Here is a 21,949-nt window from a genome sequence, read left to right as displayed (position 1 = left end):
GCGCGTTGCGCGAACTACGTAGCACGCATGACGTATCAGGCGCCCGAGACTTTCTTCACGAATGCGCTGACCACTGCCTCGAGTTCCTTCGTGATCGAAGTCATGACACCGGCCACGACCGCGAACTCGCGACCGGTCACGTTCGTGCGGCTGGCCACGATCTGACCGTTGAAGGACACGATATGCGCTTCTTTCGCGATCGATTTGATGCGATCGATCAACTGCTGCTGCTCTTTCTTCTGGGCACGCGCAATACGGCGGCTTTCCTGTTCGTAGACCGCCGTGACGCCATGTAAGTCGCCTAGCAACGGGTCCGCCGACGCGATCAGGACTTCTAGAGCACTTTCGGCGTTCGAAGCCTCGCGCGCTATGGCGTCGAGCGCCGCGTGAGCCAACGCGATGAAGTTCGTGATCCTCTTCTCCACGTGTCCGCTGCTGCTACCGTTGCCGCTCCCATGAAAAGCCTCGCGCAGAGCGGGCGAAAAGAGCCCCGGCAGACCATCGCGGCCTTGCACCAGTGCCGCGTGACTGTCCGCAAACGTGCGCAACGTCTCCTGCGCGATGGCGAGCGCGCCGTCGCTACGACGCAGCGCGAGCATCGCCTTGAAGACGATGCGCTGCGAAAGCATCCGTTGACGTCCTGCCATGTTGATCAACGAACTCAACACTTCGCTGGACACGTCCACTTGCGGCGGGAGCCGTTCGATTGTTGTGAGCATATCTACTTCGGAAGATCCAGATCGGCGGGTCGCGCCGGCGTGCTGTAGCTTGCACGCCGACGCCCCGTTGACGCGCCCGTTGATACGCTGAGTGACTGCTTTCCGTTAGCCAGTTGCGTTACTCGGTTGCATGAGCGTGCATCACGCCCGATTGCATCGACCACGCCATCCACGGCCGGCGCAGCGCGACGATTGCGACAAACGCGCACGCGGCCAGCGCGCCGAAGGTGGCAAAGCCCATCTGATATGAACCGGTGCTTTCCTTCGCCATGCCCATTACGACCGGCAGATAGAAACCGCCGATGCCGCCCGCCGCGCCGACGATGCCCGACATCAGGCCGGTGCGGCCGGCCCAGCGATGCGGCACGAGCTGGAACGTCGCGCCATTGCCGAGGCCAAAGGCCAGATACAGGCACAGCAGCAGCGCAATGCCGCCCGCGAGCGTCGGCATGACCGCGGCAAACACGAAGTCGCACACCGAGATGATGGCGAGCAGCACGGTCAGTGCGCGCACGCCGGAGACCTTGTCGGCGATCAGGCCGCCAAGCGGACGCACGAGCGCACCGGTCGCGGCGAGAAGCGCCATGAAAAGACCCGCGTCGATCTTCGACAGTTGATAGAGATTGGTGAGCAGCAGCGACACATACGAGGACATACCCACGAAACCCCCGAACGTGATGCTATAGACGAGCATGATGACCCACGTGTCGCGCTCCGCCAGCACCGCACGATAGCGCTTGGGCAGCACCGCAATGGCAAGCAGCGCGCCGATCACCGGCAACAGCAGCACACCCGTTTTGCCCGAACCGAAGATGCCCGCTTCGACCAGCAGCACGAGCACGATCAGGCCGACAAGCGTCACCACGAAGCTGCCGAATGCGCGCAGCACGCTGCCCGTCTTCACGCCGGAGTCGTTTGCCCAGAAATACAGCGTGATGCCTGCGATAGCGAGCAGAGGCAACGCACCGCCCGTTGCAGTCTGCCAGCCGTAGTGAGTCGCGAGTTGCGGGAACAGGAAACCGTCGAGCACCGCGCCGATGTTGCCCGCGGCGGCGAGTCCCAGCACGAGACCCTGTACCTTCGGCGGATAGTTGCTGCCTGCCATCGGCAATGCAACAGCGAAGCTCGCACCGCCGACGCCGAGGAACACGCCCAGCACCAGCAGCAGCGTGTACGACGGAACAGACGGTAGCAACGGCAACACGATGGTCGGCACCGCCGACAGCAGCACGCCGAGCAACGCAATGCGCTTGCCATGCGCCGACTGATAGAGGTTGCCGAGCGTCACGCGCAAGATCGCTGCAGACAGCACAGGCACCGCGACGAGCAAGCCTTGCTGTGCCGGGGTCATCGCGATGCTCTTGCTGATGAACGGCGCGAGCGGGCCATACAGAACCCAGACCGTGAAGCCGGTATCGAAATAGAGGAAACACGCTACCAGCGCGCGCCAGTCTCCACTCTTAAGGGAGCTCATCACGTTTTTCATCAGACATCCTCACTAAACTGATTTTCGACCATCCGGCTCACTGCATGCTTCGCCACGCACCGGAATGATCACTATGTTGAAACCCGCACTATTCATGCAACGTCCATGCCATGCGGGCCTGCTTTTCGATGCAGAACTACGTGCTCCTTGAAGCTTGAATCTGATACGCGCCAGCGAGTACGCGAGCCATGGCGCCAATGAATCAAACGGTTTCCACTACGACGGGAATGGCGGCAAGCTTCGATTGACGTTCATCGTGTGTAGCCGGGCGGATCTGCCCGCGTTCCTCGACGAAGCGCACTGTGCTATCGGACTCGTCGCTATTGACGAAATGGCGGAAGCGCTTGCGCGTTTCGGGATCGGTCACTGCCTTCTTCCACTCGCATTCGTAGGTGTCGATCACGTGCTGCATGTCCGCTTCGAGTTCTTCGGCCACGCCTAGGTGGTCATCGACAACCACGTCGATCAGATACTGGAGCCCGCCTTCGAGGTTCTCGCGCCACACGCTGGTGCGTTGCAGACGGTCGGCGGTGCGCACGTAGAACATCAGAAAGCGGTCGATGTAGCGCACGAGCGTTTCGCGGTCGAGGTCTGAGGCAAGCAGTTCCGCGTGACGCGGCTTCATGCCGCCGTTGCCGCACACGTACAGGTTCCAGCCCTTGTCCGTCGCGATGATGCCGACGTCCTTGCCCTGCGCTTCCGCGCACTCGCGTGTGCAGCCCGAGACGCCGAACTTGATCTTGTGCGGCGTGCGCAGGCCCTTATAGCGGTTCTCGAGTTCGACAGCGAGGCCCACCGAATCGCCCACGCCATAGCGGCACCATGTCGAGCCGACGCACGACTTCACGGTGCGCAGCGATTTGCCGTACGCATGGCCCGACTCGAAGCCCGCCGCGATAAGCTCTTCCCAGATAAACGGCAGTTGCTCGACGCGCGCACCGAACAGGTCGACGCGCTGGCCGCCGGTGATCTTCGTATAGAGGCCGAATTTCTTCGCAACCTGCGCAACGGCGATCAGTCCGTCGGGCGTGACTTCGCCGCCCGCCATGCGCGGCACGACCGAATATGTGCCGTCGCGCTGAATGTTGGCGAGGTAGTAGTCGTTCGTGTCCTGCAACGACGCGTGCTCTTTCTTCAGCACGAATTCATTCCAGCACGACGCAAGAATGCTGGCGACCACCGGCTTGCAGATATCGCAGCCGAGACCATGGCCATGTTTCGCGAGCAGTTCGCCGAAGCTGCGAACGCCTTCCACGCGCACGATGTGATACAGCTCCTGGCGCGAATACGCGAAGTGCTCGCACACATGGTTGTTCACCGCGAGGCCCTGCTTCTTCATCTCGGCCTTCATCACCTGCGTGACGAGCGGCACGCAACCGCCGCAGGAAGTGCCCGCGCTAGTCGCGCATTTAAGCGCGCCGATGTCGGTCGCGCCCGCGCAAACGGCGGCGCACAGGTCGCCCTTCGACACGTTGTTGCACGAGCAGATCTGCGCGGCGTCCGGCAGCGCGTCGACGCCGAGTCCCGGCTTCGCCTTGCCGTCGCTTTGCGGCAGGATCAGAAATTCGGGCGACTCGGGTAGCTCGATGCGGTTGAGCATCATCTGCAGCAGCGTGCCGTACTCGGTTGCATCGCCGACCATTACGCCGCCCAGCAGATACTTGCCGCATTCCGAGACCACGAGCTTCTTGTAGATCTGCTTGCGTTCGTCGCTGAACTGATACGCGCGGCTGCCCGGCGTATTGCCATGCGCATCGCCGATGCTCGCGACGTCCACGCCCATCAGTTTGAGTTTGGTGCTCATGTCGGCGCCCACGAATTCGGCGGGCTCGCCCAGCAGTTGCCTCGCGACCGTGCGCGCCATGTCGTAGCCGGGCGCGACGAGGCCGAACAACTGGCCGTTCCACAACGCGCACTCGCCGATTGCATAGATGTGCGGATCGCTCGTGCGGCATGCGTTGTCGATCACGATGCCGCCGCGCGCGCCGAGCGTCAGGCCGCTGTCGCGCGCAAGGTCATCGCGCGGACGAATGCCCGCGGAGAACACGATCATGTCAGTGTCGAGATACGTGCCGTCCGCGAATTGCATGCGGTGCGTGCCCGCTTCGCCGTCGACGATCGCCGTGGTGTTCTTCTGCGTGTGCACCGTCACGCCGAGTTCTTCGATCTTCGTGCGCAGCACGCGGCCGCCGCCTTCATCGACCTGAACCGCCATCAGGCGCGGCGCGAATTCGACCACATGTGTCTGCAGGCCCATGTCGCGCAGCGCCTTTGCGCATTCGAGGCCCAGCAGTCCGCCGCCGACCACCGTGCCGGTCTTCGAGCGCGCGCCGCATTCCTGCATCGCCTCCAGATCGTCGATGGTTCGATAGACGAAGCAATCGCTGCGCTCGCGTCCCTGCACCGGCGGCACGAACGGATAGGAGCCGGTCGCGAACACGAGCTTGTCGTATGGCAACGTCTCGCCAGTCGAGACAGTCACGGTGCGCGCGGCGCGGTCGATCGAGACAGCCTTCGCGTTGAGCTTGAGCAACACGTTCTGGCGTTCGAAGAAGCCCGGTTCCACGAGCGAAAGATCGTCCGCCGTCTTGCCGGAGAAGAATTCGGAGAGGTGCACGCGGTCATACGCCGGACGCGATTCTTCGCACAGCACCGTGATGTCGAGGCCGTGCGCGGCGTGTTGCGCCAGACACTCGACCAGTTTGTGACCGACCATCCCGTGACCGATAACGATGATTTTCATGACCGCGGCTTCCTCAATGTGCTGGGCATCGGTCGCCGCCATGCCGTCATCGGCAATGCGGCGCCGGAAATAAAAACGGCGTCCCGCGAACCCAGTCAATGACTGAATTCGGGGGACGCCGTTGTCCTGACCTGGTACTGCGGCAAGTGCCTCGTGTGGCGCTTGCGGCGGATCCACGTTGACCCGATGGCGGGACTAAATGCAAGGGCTGTGCCAATCGCATGCGATGTGCGCGTGCGCCCCGCAGCACGGGGCTTCGCGCAACATTGCGCGGGTCGGTGCCGATTCGCACGCGCGACGCATTTCGATGCAGACCGGCACTTCGATGGTGCGACGCAGCACTTTGCGCGTGCCAAAAGCGGGCGCGTAGCCGGTGCAGAAGAGTCCCGCACGAGGAGCGCCGTGACGGCGTCGCGCTCTTTTAGTCAGCGGCTGGCAGGGCGTCCGCAACGTGCCTCAACGCGCATCGCCGAAAGTTCGACTCGACCGAATGCTTGCCGCCAGCGTCGCGCCTTCGCATGTTGGCCTGCTCCTTGCATCGGCATTGGGCGTATGAATGCCGCTCCGGCGACGCAGCCGGCGCACATTTACGGCATCACCTGGCAAGACACAACGCAGTGCCTGGCCAGATTGCGAATCGAAGAGCGGCAAATCAGCAGCATCGGACAACGGCGTCCCCTCGTGATCATCACGGGCGGACGCCGTTTTTGTTTGGCGCCGGCGGAACCCTACCCGCCGGCCACAGAGAGAAGCTAAGGACATCACGATGAACACGAACTCCGGCAAGGTCACGTTATTGAGCGCGGGTCCGGGAGAACTGGATCTGCTCACCATGCGAGCCGCGAAAGCCCTCGCCGCTGCGGACGTCGTCCTGCTCGACGACCTGGCGAATCCCGAGATCGTCACGCTCGCGCCGCAAGCGCGCGTGATCCGGGTCGGCAAGCGCGGTGGCTGCCGTTCGACGCCACAAGCATTTATCGAGCGCCTGATGCGGCGCTACGCGCAAAAGGGGCTGCACGTGGTCCGCGTGAAAGGCGGCGAAGCGCTGCTATTCGGCCGCGCCGGCGAAGAGCTCGCGACCTTGCGCGACGCGGGGATTCCCGCGGAGATCGTCAATGGCATCTCGTCGGGATTCGCTGCCGCGGCGGGGCTCGGCATTTCGCTCACGCATCGCCGTCATTGTCACGGCGTCACGTTCGTCACCGCGCACACGGAAGATCACGGCGAACCGGATTGGGCTGCACTGGCGGCAACGCGAACGACGCTCGCGATCTATATGGGGATGCGGCGTATTGGCAGCCTCGCCAGCGCGTTGCTCGCGAGCCTGCCTGCCGACACGCCGGCTGCGGTCGTTCAATGGGCTGGCGGCGCCAATGAGCGGCGCTTGCTGACGCGCCTCGATCGCCTCGCGGCCGACGCCACAGACGCGGGCTTCGGCAGCCCTGCAGTGATTCTGATCGGCAACGCGATCGGTGAAAGTATGGAGACGGAGTGGGCGCAACATGCGTCATCGCGCAGTGACGCGGCGCATGCTCGCGCCGCGTGAATGTGATGCAAGCGGTCGCACGACTTACTAGTCGCCAAAGCCCAACTCTGCTTCGACTGCCTGGCCGACGCGCAGCCACGCGCCCGCCCCGCTCGTCACTAGCGCGTTGTTGCCGAACGTGACCGCGCCGTTTCGCTGCGGGTTTGCACGATAAACGCTCATCGTGTCGGTCGGTTCGTTCGGCCAGTTGGGATCGCGCTCACCCTTTGCCTGGTCGATGGTCGGCATCGGGCAGCGTGCACACAGTTTGACGAGACGCAGTTCGACGCCTTCCGCGCTATCGGAAGTCGTGTCGTCCACCCTCAGCGTTTCCAGATAGTCTTCCTCGTAAGCATCGAGCCCGCTTAACACCACGTTCGGACGGAACCGATCGATCGGAATGGACGGCGCGCCCTTCGCATTCAGGCGCGTGTTCAGGTCGTCGAGCGACGCCTGGCCGATCACGAGAACCGGGAAGCCGTCGGCGAAATGCGTGGTAGCGCGACCCACACTCTCCGTATAAGCCGGATCGACAATGCGCTCGCGCTCGGGATCAAAGCGCAACAGCCGCACCGGCATGCCGAGAAATTCGGAGAACCACTTCGCGCATTCGTCGCCAGTGTCGAGTCCATAGGCTGCGTCGCGCCATACGGTGGTCTCGACGCTGGCCGCCGTACCGAGTCGCGCGGCGTCGAGCGGCGTACGCAATTCGCTCATGCCGGGCGCGCGAATCACCAGGTCTTGAGCGGCGATCTCGACACTGATCAGCGCCATGCGTGGATACGCGCGTTGCGTGAGCATTGCGCCATTCGAATCGACGGCCATCCAGCCGCGATCGTATTCGAGACCTGTGGACAACACCCGCGCTTCATTTAGCGCGATGCCCGCGCAGGATTTGATCGGATAGACAAAGAGCTCGCTGATGGTCGGCATGATGTGGGGCGTGGACGTTGGATTCGCGAGCGCCGAATCACGCACTCGCTCGTTTTTTATGGCAACTCCTGAATCAACGCACGATTGTAAATCGGTTCGGCACTGTGACCGTGTTGCAACGGCGCTGCCGTGCGTCGGAATTGGGCCGTTTTGCGTCGGGTAATCCCGCATGGCGCTCTGCCGATGCGCCGCTCGACGCCGGTCATGACAGATGATCCCCGAAGACGCCGCCAATCGCGCCGCTGAACGATGGCGTTTCTTCGCATCGCGCTTGGACGTAGAATCCCCAATCAAGCTGATTCGCAAGGGACCCGCCGCGAACGATCGCCTTTCACGGTCCCTGCACGTCGCACCCTACAATGAACGAGACAGGAAATTGATTATGCTGAGCAAACCCGTGTTGACCGTAGCCGAAACGACCCGGATCCTCGAAGCCGCGCGCGCGGAAGCGGAGAAAAACAAGTGGGCCGTCGCAATCGTCGTGGTCGACGACGGCGGCCACCCGCTCGGCATGCTGCGCCTCGACGGCAGTGCGCCCTCGAGCTCGTATATCGCGACTGAAAAAGCCCGCACTGCGGCGATTGGACGGCGCGAAACCAAGGTGTACGAGGACATGATCAACAACGGCCGCACCGCGTTTCTCAGCGCGCCGCTGCTCGGCACACTCGAAGGCGGCGTGCCGGTGATCGTCGAAGGCCAGGTGGTCGGCGCGGTCGGCGTATCGGGCGTGAAGTCCGACCAGGATGCGCAGATCGCCAAGGCCGGCATTCAGGCGCTTGGCGTCTGAGTCAGGCACGGCGATGGCTTCGCCCATCGCTAACGCCAGCGCCGTCACGAATGCCGCCGTGATGGCCTTTCCTCTGAAGCGCAACAATCCGAAAGCAGGATCGTCCCAGCAGTAGCCCCAACGCGGGCCGATGTCCCCACGTCGGCCCCACTCAGACAGATGGAGCAGTCGATGACTCAGATGAACCCGCGCGGTGGATTGCAGGTCGCCGCCAATCTCGACCAGTTCGTCGAAACCGAAGCCCTGCCCGGCACCGGAATTGACAGCGCCGCATTCTGGTCAGGTTTCGACGCACTCGTGCACGAGTTGGCGCCTAAAAACCATGCGCTGCTCGCCGAGCGCGACCGCCTGCAAACGGAACTGGACAACTGGCATCGCGCCAATCCCGGGCCGGTGCGCGACTTACGAGCCTATCGTGCGTTTCTCGAAGGCATCGGCTATATCGTGCCGGCGCCTGCGAGCGTGAAAGCGACGACCGACCAGGTCGACACCGAAATCGCCGAACAGGCGGGCCCGCAACTCGTGGTGCCTCTGTCGAATCAGCGCTATGCGCTGAATGCGGCGAACGCGCGCTGGGGCAGCCTGTACGACGCACTCTACGGCACTGACGCGATTCCCGAGACCAACGGCGCAGACAGACAGAAAACCTTCAACCCGGTGCGCGGCGCTGCGGTGATCGCCTATGCCCGCAAGTTTCTCGACGAAGCCGCACCGCTCGCGAACGGCTCGCATGCTGATGCGACTCGCTACAGCGTGGAAGGCGGCAAACTGGTCGTCGCGCTGAAGAACGGAACGAGCGAACTCAAAACGCCTGCGCAATTCGTCGGCTATCAGGGCGACGCAAGCGCGCCGTCGGCAGTGCTGCTCAAACATAACGGGCTGCACTTCGAGATTCAGATCGACGCGAACGACTCGATCGGCAAGACCGACGCCGCGCATGTGAAGGACGTGGTGGTCGAAGCGGCGGTGAGCACGATCATCGACTGCGAAGATTCCGTTGCAGCCGTCGATGCAGATGACAAGGTTCAGCTCTATCGCAACTGGCTCGGCCTGATGAACGGCGATCTGACCGAAGAGGTCACGAAGAACGGCAAGACGTTCACACGCCGGCTGAACGACGACCGCGTGTACGTCGCCGCGAACGGCACGGCGCCCGTCGTACTGCATGGCCGCTCGCTGCTGTTCATCCGCAACGTCGGTCATTTGATGACCAATCCGGCTGTGTTGACGAAGGACGGCGCCGAGATTCCCGAGGGCATACTCGACGCCGTCATGACGACGCTGTGCGCGCTGCACGACCGCAAACACAAGTTGAATTCGCGCACCGGCTCGATCTATATCGTGAAGCCGAAAATGCACGGCCCAGCCGAAGTCGCGTTTGCGAGCGAACTGTTCGCTCGCGTCGAAGATCTGCTGAAGCTGCCGCGTAACACGATCAAGATGGGCATCATGGACGAGGAGCGCCGCACGAGCGTGAATCTGCTCGCATGTATCGCCCAAGCGTCGGAGCGTGTGGCGTTCATCAACACGGGCTTTCTCGACCGTACCGGCGACGAAATGCACAGCGCAATGGAAGCCGGCCCGATGATGCGCAAGGGCGACATGAAGTCGAGCGCATGGATCGCCGCATACGAACGCAGCAACGTGCTCGTCGGTTTGCACGCGGGCCTGCGCGGCCGCTCGCAGATCGGCAAGGGCATGTGGGCCATGCCCGATCTGATGCACGCGATGCTCGAACAGAAGATCGCACATCCGAAGGCCGGCGCGAATACCGCGTGGGTGCCCTCGCCGACTGCGGCAACGCTGCATGCGCTGCACTATCATCAGATCGACGTACAGGCGGTTCAGCAGCAACTGGAGCGCACCGACTATGCGAGCGTCCGCGACGAACTGCTGGACGGCCTGCTGACGATTCCCGTCGTCGAAACGGCCAACTGGAGCGCCGACGAAATCCGCGCCGAGCTCGACAACAACGCGCAAGGCATTCTGGGCTACGTGGTGCGCTGGATCGATCAGGGCGTGGGCTGTTCGAAGGTGCCCGATATTCACAACATCGGCCTGATGGAAGACCGCGCGACGCTGCGTATCTCGAGCCAGCACATTGCGAACTGGCTGTATCACGGCGTGGTGACGCGCGAACAGGTTGAGGAGACCTTTAAGCGCATGGCGCAAGTGGTCGATCAGCAGAACGCCGGCGATCCGAATTACAGGCCCATGGCGCCCTCGTTCGACACCATCGCATTCAAGGCCGCGCAAGCACTGGTATTCGAAGGACGCCAGCAGCCGAGCGGCTACACGGAACCGTTGCTGCACAAGTTCCGTCTGCAAGTGAAGAACGGCTGAGCTTGATATCGTGCCGCGGCTCGAAGAGGTTTCAAATTCGAGCGCGGCAAAAAAGGACGGGCGCCCACGTGATTCGGGGCGCCCGTTTTCAATGCGCGCGATGTTTCGCGCGCTTCTGCGTGATGCTTCGACGTGATGCCTGAATGCGATCTCGCGCTAATGCGCCGATGACACCGATCACGCGAATTACACGAATCGCGCGATCAGGATGTCCCGGCCTGGATCAAGCCGCTTCGGCCGTGTACTGAGGCTCCAGGCTTTCCGGATTCGCCTGTCCATTTGCGCGCATGTATGCGTGCAGATACGCTTCGAATTCCTCCTTCACCTCCGGATGGCGCAGCGCGAACTCCACCGTCGCCTTCAGGTAGCCGAGCTTGCTGCCGCAATCGAAACGCGTGCCGAAGTAGCGGTATGCGAGCACCTGCTCCTCGGTGAGCAGCGACTGCACTGCATCGGTCAATTGCAGTTCACCGCCGGCACCCGGCTTGAGCGCGCGAATATGCTTGAAGATGGTCGGCATCAGCACGTAGCGGCCCACCACGCCGAGGTTCGACGGCGCATTGTCCGGCGCCGGCTTTTCCACGATACCCGAGAGCTTGATCACGTTGTCTTCCCACTCGCGGCCGTCCACGACACCGTACGAGCGGCTGTCTTCGCGCGCGATGGTTTCGACGCCGATCACAGAACTGTGATAGTGGTTGAACGTATCGACAAGCTGGCTCATGACGGGCTTCGAGCTGTGCAGCAGGTCGTCGGCGAGAATGACCGCGAACGGGCTTTCGCCCACCAGCTTTTCGGCGCACAAGACCGCGTGGCCCAGGCCGAGTGCTTCGGCCTGGCGCACATAAAAGCAGTCGACGTTGGCGGGTTTGATGCTGCGCACGAGGTCGAGCAGCTTCTGCTTGTTGCGTGCCTCGAGTTCGGCTTCGATCTCATACGACTTGTCGAAATGATCTTCAATAGCGCGCTTGCTGCGCCCCGTCACGAAGATCATTTCGGTGATACCGGCGGCAATCGCTTCTTCAACCGCGTACTGAATCAGCGGCTTGTCGACGATAGGCAGCATTTCCTTTGGACTTGCCTTCGTAGCCGGCAGGAATCGTGTCCCGAGGCCCGCTACGGGAAACACGGCTTTAGTGACTTTCAGCATGGTAGGCATTCCCAGATCGGTTAGAAATTGGTGTTCGCGGGCCGCTTGAGCCCTCGACGTCGCCAGAAAGGCTAACAAAAAATCTGCGCTAGATCACGCGTGAATTTCACACATAATGCTTAATGCGCCCGACTCACAACTATTTGCGCCATTTGTCACGGGCACAGGAAACATTTACTTTCGGAAACCGAATTATCTGCGGACAATTCCGAAAAAATTACTCACGCCAGAGGACCCCGCGCGGACTCCGTTAGCAAGCGCGGTGGCATTTACCGGCGTGCTTCGTCGTTTTCGTCGAGTTGCGGCAGCTTGCCCGGACTGATGCGGAAACGGCGGATCGGCTCATTGCGCAGCGCCTCGCGATAAGCTGAAGCGGCGACGAGGATCAGTAGCACGGCAATGCCGGCAAGCATATGCAGGTTCATGACTTCACCTCTCATCAGGAGAATCCGTGCTGTAAATTAGCACGACAAAATCGATAAATAATTGATCGTCCGTATCTGTTTATGCGCAATTACATTTAGTCACAAAGGCCGCTCAAATAGGAATTGGCTGTCATTTTTTATTCATTTTTTTATAGACGCGGTGAACTAGCATGTGATGCACCGCGTGCGGAGGTCGCGCGCGGATCCGCATTGCATGACTTCAAATAAAAGGACCGCGCATGAGCGACCCAGCACTGGATGCCGCCGGCTCATCCCTGCCCCTCTCTCCACCTGTGACGGCTGCCGCACCGCGCGTGCAAAGCGACGCACGTGCCGACAGTGCCGGCAAAGAACATGTGATCGACGCAATGCGAGGCTTTGCCGCGCTGCTCGTCGCGTATTTTCATTGCCGTCAGATCGAATGGGTCGGCATGCAGGCATTTCATCAGAATGCCGGGCATTCGTTGAGTTTGAAAACAATTGCGGCTTATCTGACTTTCCCTATTGCATGGGGATCGGCGGGCGTGCCGATTTTTTTCGTAATCAGCGGCTACTGCATTCACCGCAGCGGCGCCTTACGCCTTGCCAACAACCCGGCTTACCGGCTCGACGCAGGCAATTTCTGGGTGCGCCGCTTCACGCGCATCTATCCGGTGCTGCTCGCCGCGCTACTGCTGACGCTCGCGCTCGACTGGTTCAGTCTTCAATTGCCACCGGTTAGTCACAAGATTCGCGAGATCGGCGTACAGGCGTTTCTCGTCAATCTTTTCTCGCTGCAAGGCGTGGCCGGCAAGACATATGGATCGAACGGCGCGCTGTGGACTCTTTCGCTGGAAGTGCAGTTCTACGCGATCTATCCGTTGCTGTTCGCGCTGCGTCGACGTATCGGCATGACCTCCGTGCTCGCGATCGTCGGCGTGGTCAATCTCGTTTCCGCGTATGTGCTCGAACGGCATGACATCCAGTTCTTCACGTCGTACTGGTTTTCGTGGACCCTCGGCGCATGGATTGCCGACGCGAAAGCCCGCACCTCCGCGAAGACCGGTTCGCCGCGGTGGCTCTATGCGCTCGCCGCTGGATTCATCGCGCTTGGGTGCGCCGCGTTTCACTACGGTCAGTACGGCGCGTTCCAGCTCTGGGCAATCGGCTTCGCGTTCTATCTTTACAAGGCGCTGGAGCGCGGCAACGCCAACCAGCGCGACGGTTGGGGGTTGCGGCTTCTGTCGCGCTTTGGCGACTTCAGTTTTTCTTTGTATCTGATTCATCTGCCGATCTTCGTGCTGCTTTCGTCGGTCCTCTACCGCTCTTCGTTGCAGATGTCGATCTGGCCGTCGTTCGGCTACATGCTGGTCGCCCTGCCGGCCGCATACGTGTTCTACCGGCTGGTCGAATTACCGGCGATGAACTGGTCCGCCAGTTTCAAGCCGAAGTCCGCTAAAGGCGCGTTCGTGAAGTCGTAAAAAAAGCGGGGCGAATGTCAGTGACGTTCGCCCCGTTGCGCCAAATGACAGGAACCGGCCAAGTCCCTGCCTACCCCGCGTCAATCGTTCCTTCAGCAGATGTTCCCGACAGTGCCTCTGGCCTGGATGTCTGTCGCACGGCGGCGGTCTCGGGCGCCATTCATCGAGCCACGCCCTTTACCACCTTTGTGCTTCATGCAAATCGTGCGGGTCGTGCAGATCATGCGCCGGCAGCCTTGCCCGGCTGCGCCACACGCCTCAGGATCCGCTCCACACTTTCGACATAGCTCGACGTACCAAAGCGGTTCAGCGCCGTCATGTAGCCGTTTTTGACGAGCTTGTCGCGCAGTTCGTCGTTCGAGCGCAGTTCTGCCAGCACATCGGCCAGTGCATGAGCATCGCCCGGTGTGCACAGCACGCCGTTCTCGTAGTCGTCGATAATTTCAAGTACCCCACCCGCACGCGCGGCCACGACCGGCCGTTGCGCAAGCATGCCCTCTACGATCACCCGGCCGAACGGTTCGGGCGTGATGGACGTGTGCACCACCGCATCCACCGCGCACATGCAGGCAGGAATATCGTGCTGAAAGCCGAGAAAATGCACGCGGCCGCCAAGATCGTGCGCGGCGACGAACGCGCGCAATTCGATCTCGTACTGATCTTCGCCGAATAGCGGCGCGCCAACCAGCACCGCGTGCATGTGGGGATTGAGCACCAGCGCCTGGAGCAGTACATGCTGCCCTTTCCAGCGCGCGAGGCGACTGAAGGAGCCCACCAGGAAGGCATCTTTCGGCAGGTTCAGCTTCTCGCGCAGCGTGGCTTGCGGCACGTTGCGCAATGCGTCGAACGGTGCCGCCGAAATGCCGTTGAACACCACGTCGATGCGTTTGTCGTCGAAATGCGTGAGGTCGGCGAATGCGCGCGCCGACGCCGCCGAATTGGCGATCACATGCGTGAGGCCGAGGCGTGCGCACCATTTGATGATCGCGAGCTGCTTGGACCCGAAATGCTCCGGACTTACGATGTCGCGCAGATGCCAGACCACCGGCCGCCTCGCGAGCTTGCCGGCGACCGCGCCGATCACCATCGCGCGCTGCGTGTTCGCATAGATCACCTGAGCGCTGCGCGCGCGTTTGGCCGTCGCGCGAATAAGCGACATCAGGCCCATCAGCGCCTGCCCCTTCGGCAACGAACCGCCCTGCTTGCGCACGTTGCGCAGCGCGCCTGCATCGAGCACCTCGACACTGGCGCCCACTTTATCGAGCGCGGTCCGGAATGGGCCGTCGTCGAACAGCACCACTTGCATGCGCGAGCGCAGCGCCTTGACGATTTCGAGCAGCGACAACTCGGCGCCGCCGAGTACGCCGCTTTGATCGACCGCGAGAATATGCGGCGCGTTCGCGGCCGGCTCCGCGTGATACGGCACATACGGTGGCAGCGTCGCGTTGCGCAGCGCGGGCACGGAAGCCCGCACGTGGGCGAAAAAGCGTTCGCGGAAATTGGCTGCGGAAAAACGCTCGGCGTTCGCGCGGCAATCGGTTGGCGAAAAACGCTTCACGTGCCCATCGAAACGCTCGACCGCGGCGATGATCGACTCCGCGCTCTGCTCGTCGAAGAACATGCCGGTCGGACGCGGCTCCGACAGATCGCGCACCGTTTCGAGCGCACCGCCCTTGCCATACGCTATGACAGGCGTCCCGCACGCCTGCGCCTCGACCACCGAAATGCCGAAGTCTTCCTCGGCAGCGAAGACGAAAGCCTTGGCGCGGCTCATCCGGTCCTTCAGCACTTTGAACGGCTGGTAGCCCATGATCTCGACATTGGGCCCCGCCTTCGCGCGGATCTTCTGCATGTCGGGACCGTCGCCGATGACGACGAGTGTTCTCTCGGGCATGCGCGCAAACGCCTCGACAATCAGGTCGATTTTCTTGTACGGCACCATCCGCGAGGCAGTCAGATAGAAGTCTTCCTTCTGCGTGCACAGCGTGAACGCTTCGACGTCGACAGGCGGAAAGATCACCTGCGCATCGCGCTGATAAACCTTTTTAATGCGCCGCGCGATGAAATCGGAGTTCGCAATAAAACCGTCGACCGAGTTCGACGTGCGGATGTCCCAGTTGCGGATGTAATGCAAAATGAGCCGCGCCATTGCCGACTTCGGCCCGCTCGTCAGTTTCGACTGCTGCAGGTACTGGTGCTGCAAGTCCCACGCATAGCGGATCGGCGAATGCACGTAGCTGATATGCACCTGATCCGGACCGGTGAGAATGCCCTTGGCCACCGCGTGGCTGCTCGATATCACCACGTCGTAGGCGGATACATCGAGTTGCTCGATCGCGAGCGGCATCAACGGCAGATACGTGCGGTACTTGCTGCGCGCGAGCGGGAGCTTCTGAATGAACGATGTGGTCACCGGTTTGCCGCGCAAAAAGCTGCGGTCGTCGAGAAAGTCGACGAGGCTGAACAGGTCCGCGTCCGGAAAGCACGCCACGATCTGCTCGAGCACCTTCTCCGCACCCGCATACGTAACGAGCCAGTCGTGCACGATCGCCACGCGCACAGCTTTGTCGCCGCGCAGTGCGGCACGCCGCGGCGGCGCGTCAGCCGTAGGAACGGTGGTCAGTTCCGCCAGCGCACTGCGCGTCGGAGCTTGCAGCACGGCTTCTTCAAGGACTTCGTGGTTCATGCGCTTTTCCTCGGATTCAGTCGCAACAGCAGTGAACGCGCTAGATCGCGCAAGGCGGGTGTCATCGTGATGGACCAGGCGATATTCGCGCCCACCATCAACAGGCCGGCGACGATCGCCATGGGGAGGCCCGGCAGGAAGCTGGAAAGCCAGAGGCTGGCCAGCAGGAAAGCGAGATGAGCAAGCATGTCGAGCGCAATTTGCCGCGCGCGGATCGCCGAGAGCCGCAACAGCACTGCGTAATCGAACAGCGCACGGCCGGCCACCGCGATCGCCGCGCCGGTCAATCCGAAATGCGTGATGCCGAACCACAAAGCCCCTGCAAACAAGGGCAATTCGAACAGACCGACGCGCGCGGCCGTGGCCGGATTAACCTGCGACTGGATCAGGATGCGCGTCACGTTCGCCTGGCCCACGAGCCAGACCGCAACGATCATGATGCGTCCCACGGGCGCCGCGACGCTTGCAATTTCGTTGCCGACCCAAAGGTGCAGGAACGGTTCGAGCACCAGCATCGCGATCAATGCGACAGGCGTGAACACGCCGTTGAGAAATTCGAGCGACTGCTGCGTGATGGTGTCAGCATCGGCGCGGCCCACTGCGGAAAGCCTTGGAAAGAGCGTGCGCACCATGGCGGTGGGCACGATGTTCAAGCGCGTCACGAGGTTTTGCGGCACCGTGTAATACGTGACGAAGCGCGCACCGAGGCTCGTGCCGAGCATCACGCGGTCGAGCGATTCGGCGATCATGTTGGTGACGCTCGCAATCAGCATCCAGCCGCCAAAGTTGAAAAGCCCCTTTGCCACACCAAGCTGCGGCGGCAGAATACTGCGTATTTCAAGCACTTTTAGCGCAGACCGGCCGAGCAGGATCGCAGCGAGAACGCGTGCAAACACGGCGGCGGCCAGCACGTTCTGCAAGCTCGCACCGAGCCAGAGCGCCGCGCCGAGCGGCAGCAACTGGAACAGGAACGTGCCAATGGTCTGATTCGTGTTGTAGATACCGAAGCGTTCGGCGCCGTTGATCGCGCCGGCGAACACCCACGACACGTTCGCAATCGGAATCGCCACCGCGAGCCACGGTAGCGCCATATACACCTCGTGCTGCAGTTCCGGCGACACCTTCGTGAAATACGCGGTGTAGAGGAACGCACCGAAATAGATGATCAATCCGCCGATCACGCCCGTCGCGAGATTGAGCCACGTCGCGCTCCAGAACACGCGCGCGCTCTCGTCCTTGTTGCCCGACGCGCGCGCCTTCGAAATGTGATTCTGCGCGGCCATGCTCATGCCCAGATCGAGAATCCCGAAGTAGCCGATCAGCGTCCACACGAGGCTGATTACGCCGTAGCGCTCGACGCCGAGCAGCCTGATATACGACGGCACGGTGACGAGCGAGACGAAAGTCGGCAGCACGAGTCCGAAGAAATTGATCGCTACGTTCTTGAGAATGCCTTTGTCCATCGGATGCCCTGGGTTCGACTACGATTGCCTGTTTTTTTCGTCATGCGTGGTGTTGCCGACGCGTCGTCAAGGTTTCCAGCGGTACATCAGCACCTTGCCGCGGGCGTCTTCCTCGACGAATACGAGGTACTCGCCGTCGGCTCGCTTCGCCGCGCTGATGCCGTTGGGTACGTCGACCCAGCCGGACGCCCGGCCCACTTCGGGGCCGGGCCGGATTACGCCGAGTTCACGGCCGCTGTCCTTGTCCCACACATGCACCGCGCCCACCGGTTCGACGCCGAAAATGTATTGCCCCTCGACCGTGAGGCCGATGATCGTCGCGATGGGCTTGCTTTGTGTCTGCCACGGCAGCGCGATCGAATAGCGCTGCACCGGCTTGCCGCTCGACCATTTGTCGTAGCGCACCAGCACGCGGCCCACTTCCTTCCAGAAGCCGCGATCGACCGGCGTGTCGGGCGTATAGCCGCTCACGTACATCGTGTCGGTGTCGGGCTCGTAGATCGCGCGATGCAATTCTGTGAACGGTTGCGGCACCGGGTACTGCGTGAGGTCCGAATACGAATAGACGGGGTTGCCCTTCGCATCCAGCCCGCCGAAGCGAAAGCGATAAATGCCCTTGGTGTCACGCGTTCGCCAGACGTCGCCCGCGCTATCCACCCACCAGCCCCAACCGCCCGCGAGCTTCGTGCCGCTCGTGTTCGGGGCGAATTCGTCGCTATTGAATTTGCCGTCGCCGTTCGCGTCGCGCCAGATCCAGTCGCCGCCCGGCGGCGCGTTCGGTACCTTGGCGACCGCGCGCTCGCGGCCCGCGATAAAGCCGGACGGAATCGCCGTTTCGCCATCGCGTTGCGGATCGAAGCGATAGATCTTCAGATGGTCCGCATACATGTCGGTCAGGTATAGAAAGGTGTGGCCCTTCAGCTTGCGGGCGATCGGCAAGCCCGGATATTGATCGGTGTGAAAGACCGGATCGTCCGGGTATTTGAAGCGATTAGAAAGGAATCCGACATATTTCCAGTCCTGCCCCGCAGGCTTCGACAAATCGAGCTCGAAACGCTTGTTGCCCGTGTACACGCTGTCTGGCCGCGACGGATCGACCCATGCACCATCGACGAAAAGCAGTCCCTGCACGAGCCAGTTCTGCTTGCCGTCAGACGCGTAGCTTTCAAGAGTCGCGCCGAGGCCCGCGCCGATCGGCTCATAACGCGGGCCGATGCCGTTGGTCGATACATAGACGTTTCCGCTTGCGTCCACGCCTATGCCTGTTAGTCCGTTGAAACGTCGGGGACCCGGTCTTCCCGCGACGCCGCTAAAGATTCCGCCGCGCTCGCCCAGTGAGCCCGACTGCGCGTATTGGCCATTGCTCTTGCTGAAGAACAGCACCTGCTGTCGCGGACCGTTGTCGGCGATCAGAATGCGGCCTTTCGCATCGACGGCGATATCGACGGCGAGCGTATCGGCGGGCAGTTCGAACGTCTCGTCGATCCGCTTGCCGCCCGGCGTGTAATGCTCGACATGCGGCGCACGATCGTTGCGCGTACCGCTCAGCACCCACAGCGTGCCGTCCGGCGCAAGCGCGATCCGGCCGGGCTCGTGCACGCTCCACGTGGCCTTCTGCTGCATCGACTCGGCGTCGTACACCTCGATCCGGTCTCGCGCCGTGTTGGCCGCATAAAGCGTGGTGTCGCTGGCCGCGAGTCCGCCAATCTCGGCGCTCGTGCCCGTCGGCACTTCGTTCATCATCAGAAAGCCGGCGGCGAGTTGCGCATGCGGGTCAGCGGCTTTCGCCGCGGGCTGAAACGGCGCGGCACGCTTTGGATCGGCGATCTGCCGGCGCGAGATGCCGAACCACTGCTTGCCTTTTACCGGCCACACGCCCTGTTCGACCAGCCGGCCTTTTTCGTTGCCGACCGCAATAGCAACAAAGGCGTACTTGCGGTTGATCGCGATCGCGTTGCCGCCGCTGTTGCCCCACCCATGCGTTCCGCCCGCGAAGCCGAGCATTTTGCCGTTCTGATAGACACTCGCTTCTGCGCCGCTTTCGTCCCATGGCGCATTCGTATAGACCTTGCCGTCGGGCGCGACCGCGATCGCCGTGATGTTGATCTGTGCCCAGGTGCCGTCACCGAAACCAAACGTGTTGCCGATCCATGACGTCTTCGCGTTCAACGCAGTTTCCGCGCGAGCCGCCGAAGTGGCCGATGCAGCAGCCAGTCCGACAGCGCACGCAAATACCGCGAGCCAGCTTTTGAACGTGAAACGGGGCAAGGTATGTCCTCCAGTCGATGCAAACCGATGCTTTGACAGAACTGTGATCCGGGTACGCGACCATGCGAGCGTGCTAACGCGAGCGCCATTGGCAACAGCGTTGCAGGAGTGATGGCAAGCGCCATTCATGAACGCGCGCGGCTATCGGCACATAGACGACTCAGTGAAAGATGAAGGCGCAGCGCGAAGCTTGCTGTCGCGAGCGGCGTCAGCACACGCACGCGCTCTTCCGCTTCGAAGATGCAGGCCGCGCCACGCTGCAGTACGTCACGTCGAACTAACGCGGTGCGCGGCGCACGCGCAGTCCCAGGACGCCCAATGCGCAAGGCTCACATTACGCGTAAAAAACTCCGCGACGAAAATCGAAAATAATTCAAAAATATTCGACACTTTAAAACGATGCGAAAGAAATCATTTTAAAAATGGATTAAAAGAAAATATGTCCGTGCAGCGTGCGAATGAGGCATGCGCGGACCGCTGCTGTTCGTCTTTTGTTCCTCTTTTCGCCTAACAGGGCAGTGCGGACGGTCACTTCATCACGCGATTTTCACCCGACGTCATGAGCGCGACACAAGCATGGAAACGTCGCGCAAATGCATAACGAAACAACCTGTTTCAATCTGGTTCATTTATCCATTTCATTCCCGTTTTTTCACGATTTTCTTTTGCCTAGAATCAAATGCACTGACGTCGCGGCCGCAGCGGGCGCGACTGGCTTTCTGGCACGGCTCGCGGCTCCTCGCGGCTCCTCGCGGATCCTTGCGACTCTTCGGCTTCCACACCATGGACGGTTCATGACTGTTAGCGCAATGCCCTCAGCGCCTTCCCATTCACGCCGCATCGTGCAGCTCGACGGCTTGCGCGCGATCGCCGTGCTCGCGGTGTTCGCGCAGCACGCGTTGAAAGCGCCGCTGTGGATGGGGGTCGATCTGTTCTTTGTTTTGAGCGGCTTTCTGATTACCGGCATCCTGCTCGAACGCAAGGCACGTGAGCAGTCGTACTTCGGCTACTTCTACGCACGCCGTGCGCGGCGCATTCTGCCGCCGTATCTGCTGCTGATGGCGGTCTCCTCGATCCTGTTCGGCTTCGGCTGGGCGCAGCACTGGCAGTGGTACGCATTCTTCGCAACGAACATTGGCGATGCGCTGAATCAGAGCGGACACGACAGCCTGAATGTGTTGTGGTCGCTTGCAGTCGAAGAGCAGTTTTATATCGTCTGGCCGTTCGTGATTCTGTTCGTGCCCGAGCGTGCGCTCGCGTGGGTGGCCGCCGCGCTGGTCCTGCTCGTGCCGGTGCTTCGCGCAGTGGCCACGCCATGGTTCGATTCGTTCTGGCCGATCTATTACCTGACGCCCTTTCGCATGGATCTGCTCGCGGCCGGCGCGCTGCTCGCCGTCGCCGTGCGGCGCGATCGTCACGCACTCGAACCGTTCAAGGGGGTTGCGGTGCTGGGCGTGATCGCTGCCCTCGCCGCGCTCGCCTGGCTGCATCTGCACTTTCCGCGTTTTCGCGCGGCGAATACACCGCTGTCCAATGCGGGGCTCTACAGCATTTCGTTGGTGCTTTGCACATCCGTCGTGGTCATCGCTCTGCAAAGCAAGGGCATCGTCAAACGGCTGCTGTGCAATCCGGTGCTCGTGTATATCGGCACGATCAGCTACACGATCTATCTGATTCATCTGAGCGTGCTGTATGCGCTCTGGCCGCTGCAGATGAACCGCTATGTGAGCGCCGCGCTCGCGCTCGTTATCACGATTGCATATGCAAGTCTCACGTGGTTCGGGTTTGAGAAGCGCCTGATCTTCGGTTCGCGGGGCAACGTGCATGCGACGGCGGGCACCAGTGCGGGCGTGGCGAGCGCTGCGCCGCAAGTACCGCAAAGCCGCGCATGAGATGCCCGCCACGGCTTCGGGCCGCCGCGATATGCGCGTCGCTTGCCGGACTGTCTCTGTGTTCGCCGG

The 21,949-nt window shown here is 61.7% G+C and carries 15 protein-coding genes; 6 read left to right on the top strand and 9 right to left on the bottom strand.

What is annotated here, in order from left to right:
- Positions 1–35: 35 nt before the first annotated feature.
- The 3 genes from H281_RS0105010 to nirB form a co-directional block, all read right to left on the bottom strand.
- Positions 36–719 (bottom strand): type IV pili methyl-accepting chemotaxis transducer N-terminal domain-containing protein, encoded by a 684-nt coding sequence (locus H281_RS0105010; protein ID WP_020065981.1) that lies wholly within the window; start codon positions 717–719, stop codon positions 36–38.
- 118 nt (positions 720–837) lie between these two features.
- Entirely contained in the window at positions 838–2,205 is a 1,368-nt protein-coding gene (locus H281_RS0105005; RefSeq protein ID WP_020065980.1) for an MFS transporter, read from the bottom strand.
- Positions 2,206–2,407: 202 nt separating this feature from the next.
- Positions 2,408–4,948: a nitrite reductase large subunit NirB gene (gene nirB / locus H281_RS0105000; protein WP_027804298.1), complete on the bottom strand. Its 2,541-nt coding sequence runs from the start codon at positions 4,946–4,948 to the stop codon at positions 2,408–2,410.
- Between nirB and H281_RS37470 the strand changes: the two genes are divergently transcribed.
- Both H281_RS37470 and cobA read left to right on the top strand, forming a co-directional pair.
- Positions 4,925–5,050: a hypothetical protein gene (locus tag H281_RS37470; protein ID WP_277394731.1), complete on the top strand. Its 126-nt coding sequence runs from the start codon at positions 4,925–4,927 to the stop codon at positions 5,048–5,050. The two genes, nirB and H281_RS37470, sit on opposite strands and share 24 nt — an antisense overlap.
- Positions 5,051–5,714: 664 nt before the next feature.
- Positions 5,715–6,494 (top strand): uroporphyrinogen-III C-methyltransferase, encoded by a 780-nt coding sequence (gene cobA, locus H281_RS0104985; protein ID WP_020065976.1) that lies wholly within the window; start codon positions 5,715–5,717, stop codon positions 6,492–6,494.
- A 27-nt stretch (positions 6,495–6,521) separates the two neighbouring features.
- Here cobA and H281_RS0104980 read toward each other — a convergent pair whose 3' ends face one another.
- Positions 6,522–7,406 (bottom strand): MOSC domain-containing protein, encoded by an 885-nt coding sequence (locus H281_RS0104980; RefSeq protein WP_027804297.1) that lies wholly within the window; start codon positions 7,404–7,406, stop codon positions 6,522–6,524.
- Between the two features lie 382 nt (positions 7,407–7,788).
- Here H281_RS0104980 and H281_RS0104975 point away from each other — a divergent pair, with 382 nt between their 5' ends.
- Both H281_RS0104975 and H281_RS0104965 read left to right on the top strand, forming a co-directional pair.
- Entirely contained in the window at positions 7,789–8,193 is a 405-nt protein-coding gene (locus H281_RS0104975; protein ID WP_020065974.1) for a heme-binding protein, read from the top strand.
- A 171-nt stretch (positions 8,194–8,364) separates the two neighbouring features.
- Positions 8,365–10,536, top strand: a complete 2,172-nt coding sequence (locus H281_RS0104965; protein WP_020065972.1) for a malate synthase G — start codon at positions 8,365–8,367, stop codon at positions 10,534–10,536.
- Positions 10,537–10,759: 223 nt separating this feature from the next.
- Here H281_RS0104965 and galU read toward each other — a convergent pair whose 3' ends face one another.
- Both galU and H281_RS36730 read right to left on the bottom strand, forming a co-directional pair.
- Positions 10,760–11,686, bottom strand: a complete 927-nt coding sequence (gene galU, locus H281_RS34325; protein ID WP_084690031.1) for a UTP--glucose-1-phosphate uridylyltransferase GalU — start codon at positions 11,684–11,686, stop codon at positions 10,760–10,762.
- Between the two features lie 269 nt (positions 11,687–11,955).
- Positions 11,956–12,111 carry a hypothetical protein gene (locus H281_RS36730; RefSeq protein WP_020065970.1) on the bottom strand — a complete coding sequence of 52 codons (156 nt, stop codon included), beginning with the start codon at positions 12,109–12,111 and terminating at the stop codon, positions 11,956–11,958.
- Between the two features lie 239 nt (positions 12,112–12,350).
- Here H281_RS36730 and H281_RS0104950 point away from each other — a divergent pair, with 239 nt between their 5' ends.
- Positions 12,351–13,571 (top strand): acyltransferase family protein, encoded by a 1,221-nt coding sequence (locus tag H281_RS0104950; RefSeq protein WP_027804296.1) that lies wholly within the window; start codon positions 12,351–12,353, stop codon positions 13,569–13,571.
- Between the two features lie 220 nt (positions 13,572–13,791).
- Here the strand turns inward: H281_RS0104950 and H281_RS0104945 are convergent, their stop codons facing one another.
- The 3 genes from H281_RS0104945 to H281_RS0104935 form a co-directional block, all read right to left on the bottom strand.
- Positions 13,792–16,257 (bottom strand): glycosyltransferase family 4 protein, encoded by a 2,466-nt coding sequence (locus H281_RS0104945; RefSeq protein WP_020065968.1) that lies wholly within the window; start codon positions 16,255–16,257, stop codon positions 13,792–13,794.
- A complete protein-coding gene (locus H281_RS0104940) occupies positions 16,254–17,720 on the bottom strand; it encodes a flippase (RefSeq protein ID WP_020065967.1) in 1,467 nt (488 codons plus the stop codon). The genes H281_RS0104945 and H281_RS0104940 overlap by 4 nt, the downstream gene beginning before the upstream one ends.
- 66 nt (positions 17,721–17,786) lie before the next feature.
- On the bottom strand, positions 17,787–19,988 hold the full coding sequence (locus tag H281_RS0104935) for an NHL repeat-containing protein (protein ID WP_020065966.1): 2,202 nt from the start codon (positions 19,986–19,988) through the stop codon (positions 17,787–17,789).
- 794 nt (positions 19,989–20,782) lie between these two features.
- Between H281_RS0104935 and H281_RS0104925 the strand changes: the two genes are divergently transcribed.
- Positions 20,783–21,880 carry an acyltransferase family protein gene (locus H281_RS0104925; RefSeq protein ID WP_020065964.1) on the top strand — a complete coding sequence of 366 codons (1,098 nt, stop codon included), beginning with the start codon at positions 20,783–20,785 and terminating at the stop codon, positions 21,878–21,880.
- The last annotated feature ends 69 nt before the right edge of the window (positions 21,881–21,949 follow it).

It is taken from the genome of Paraburkholderia caledonica (assembly GCF_000383275.1).
In the GTDB taxonomy this organism is placed as follows: domain Bacteria; phylum Pseudomonadota; class Gammaproteobacteria; order Burkholderiales; family Burkholderiaceae; genus Paraburkholderia; species Paraburkholderia caledonica.
This window is presented reverse-complemented; position numbering and strand designations above follow the sequence as displayed.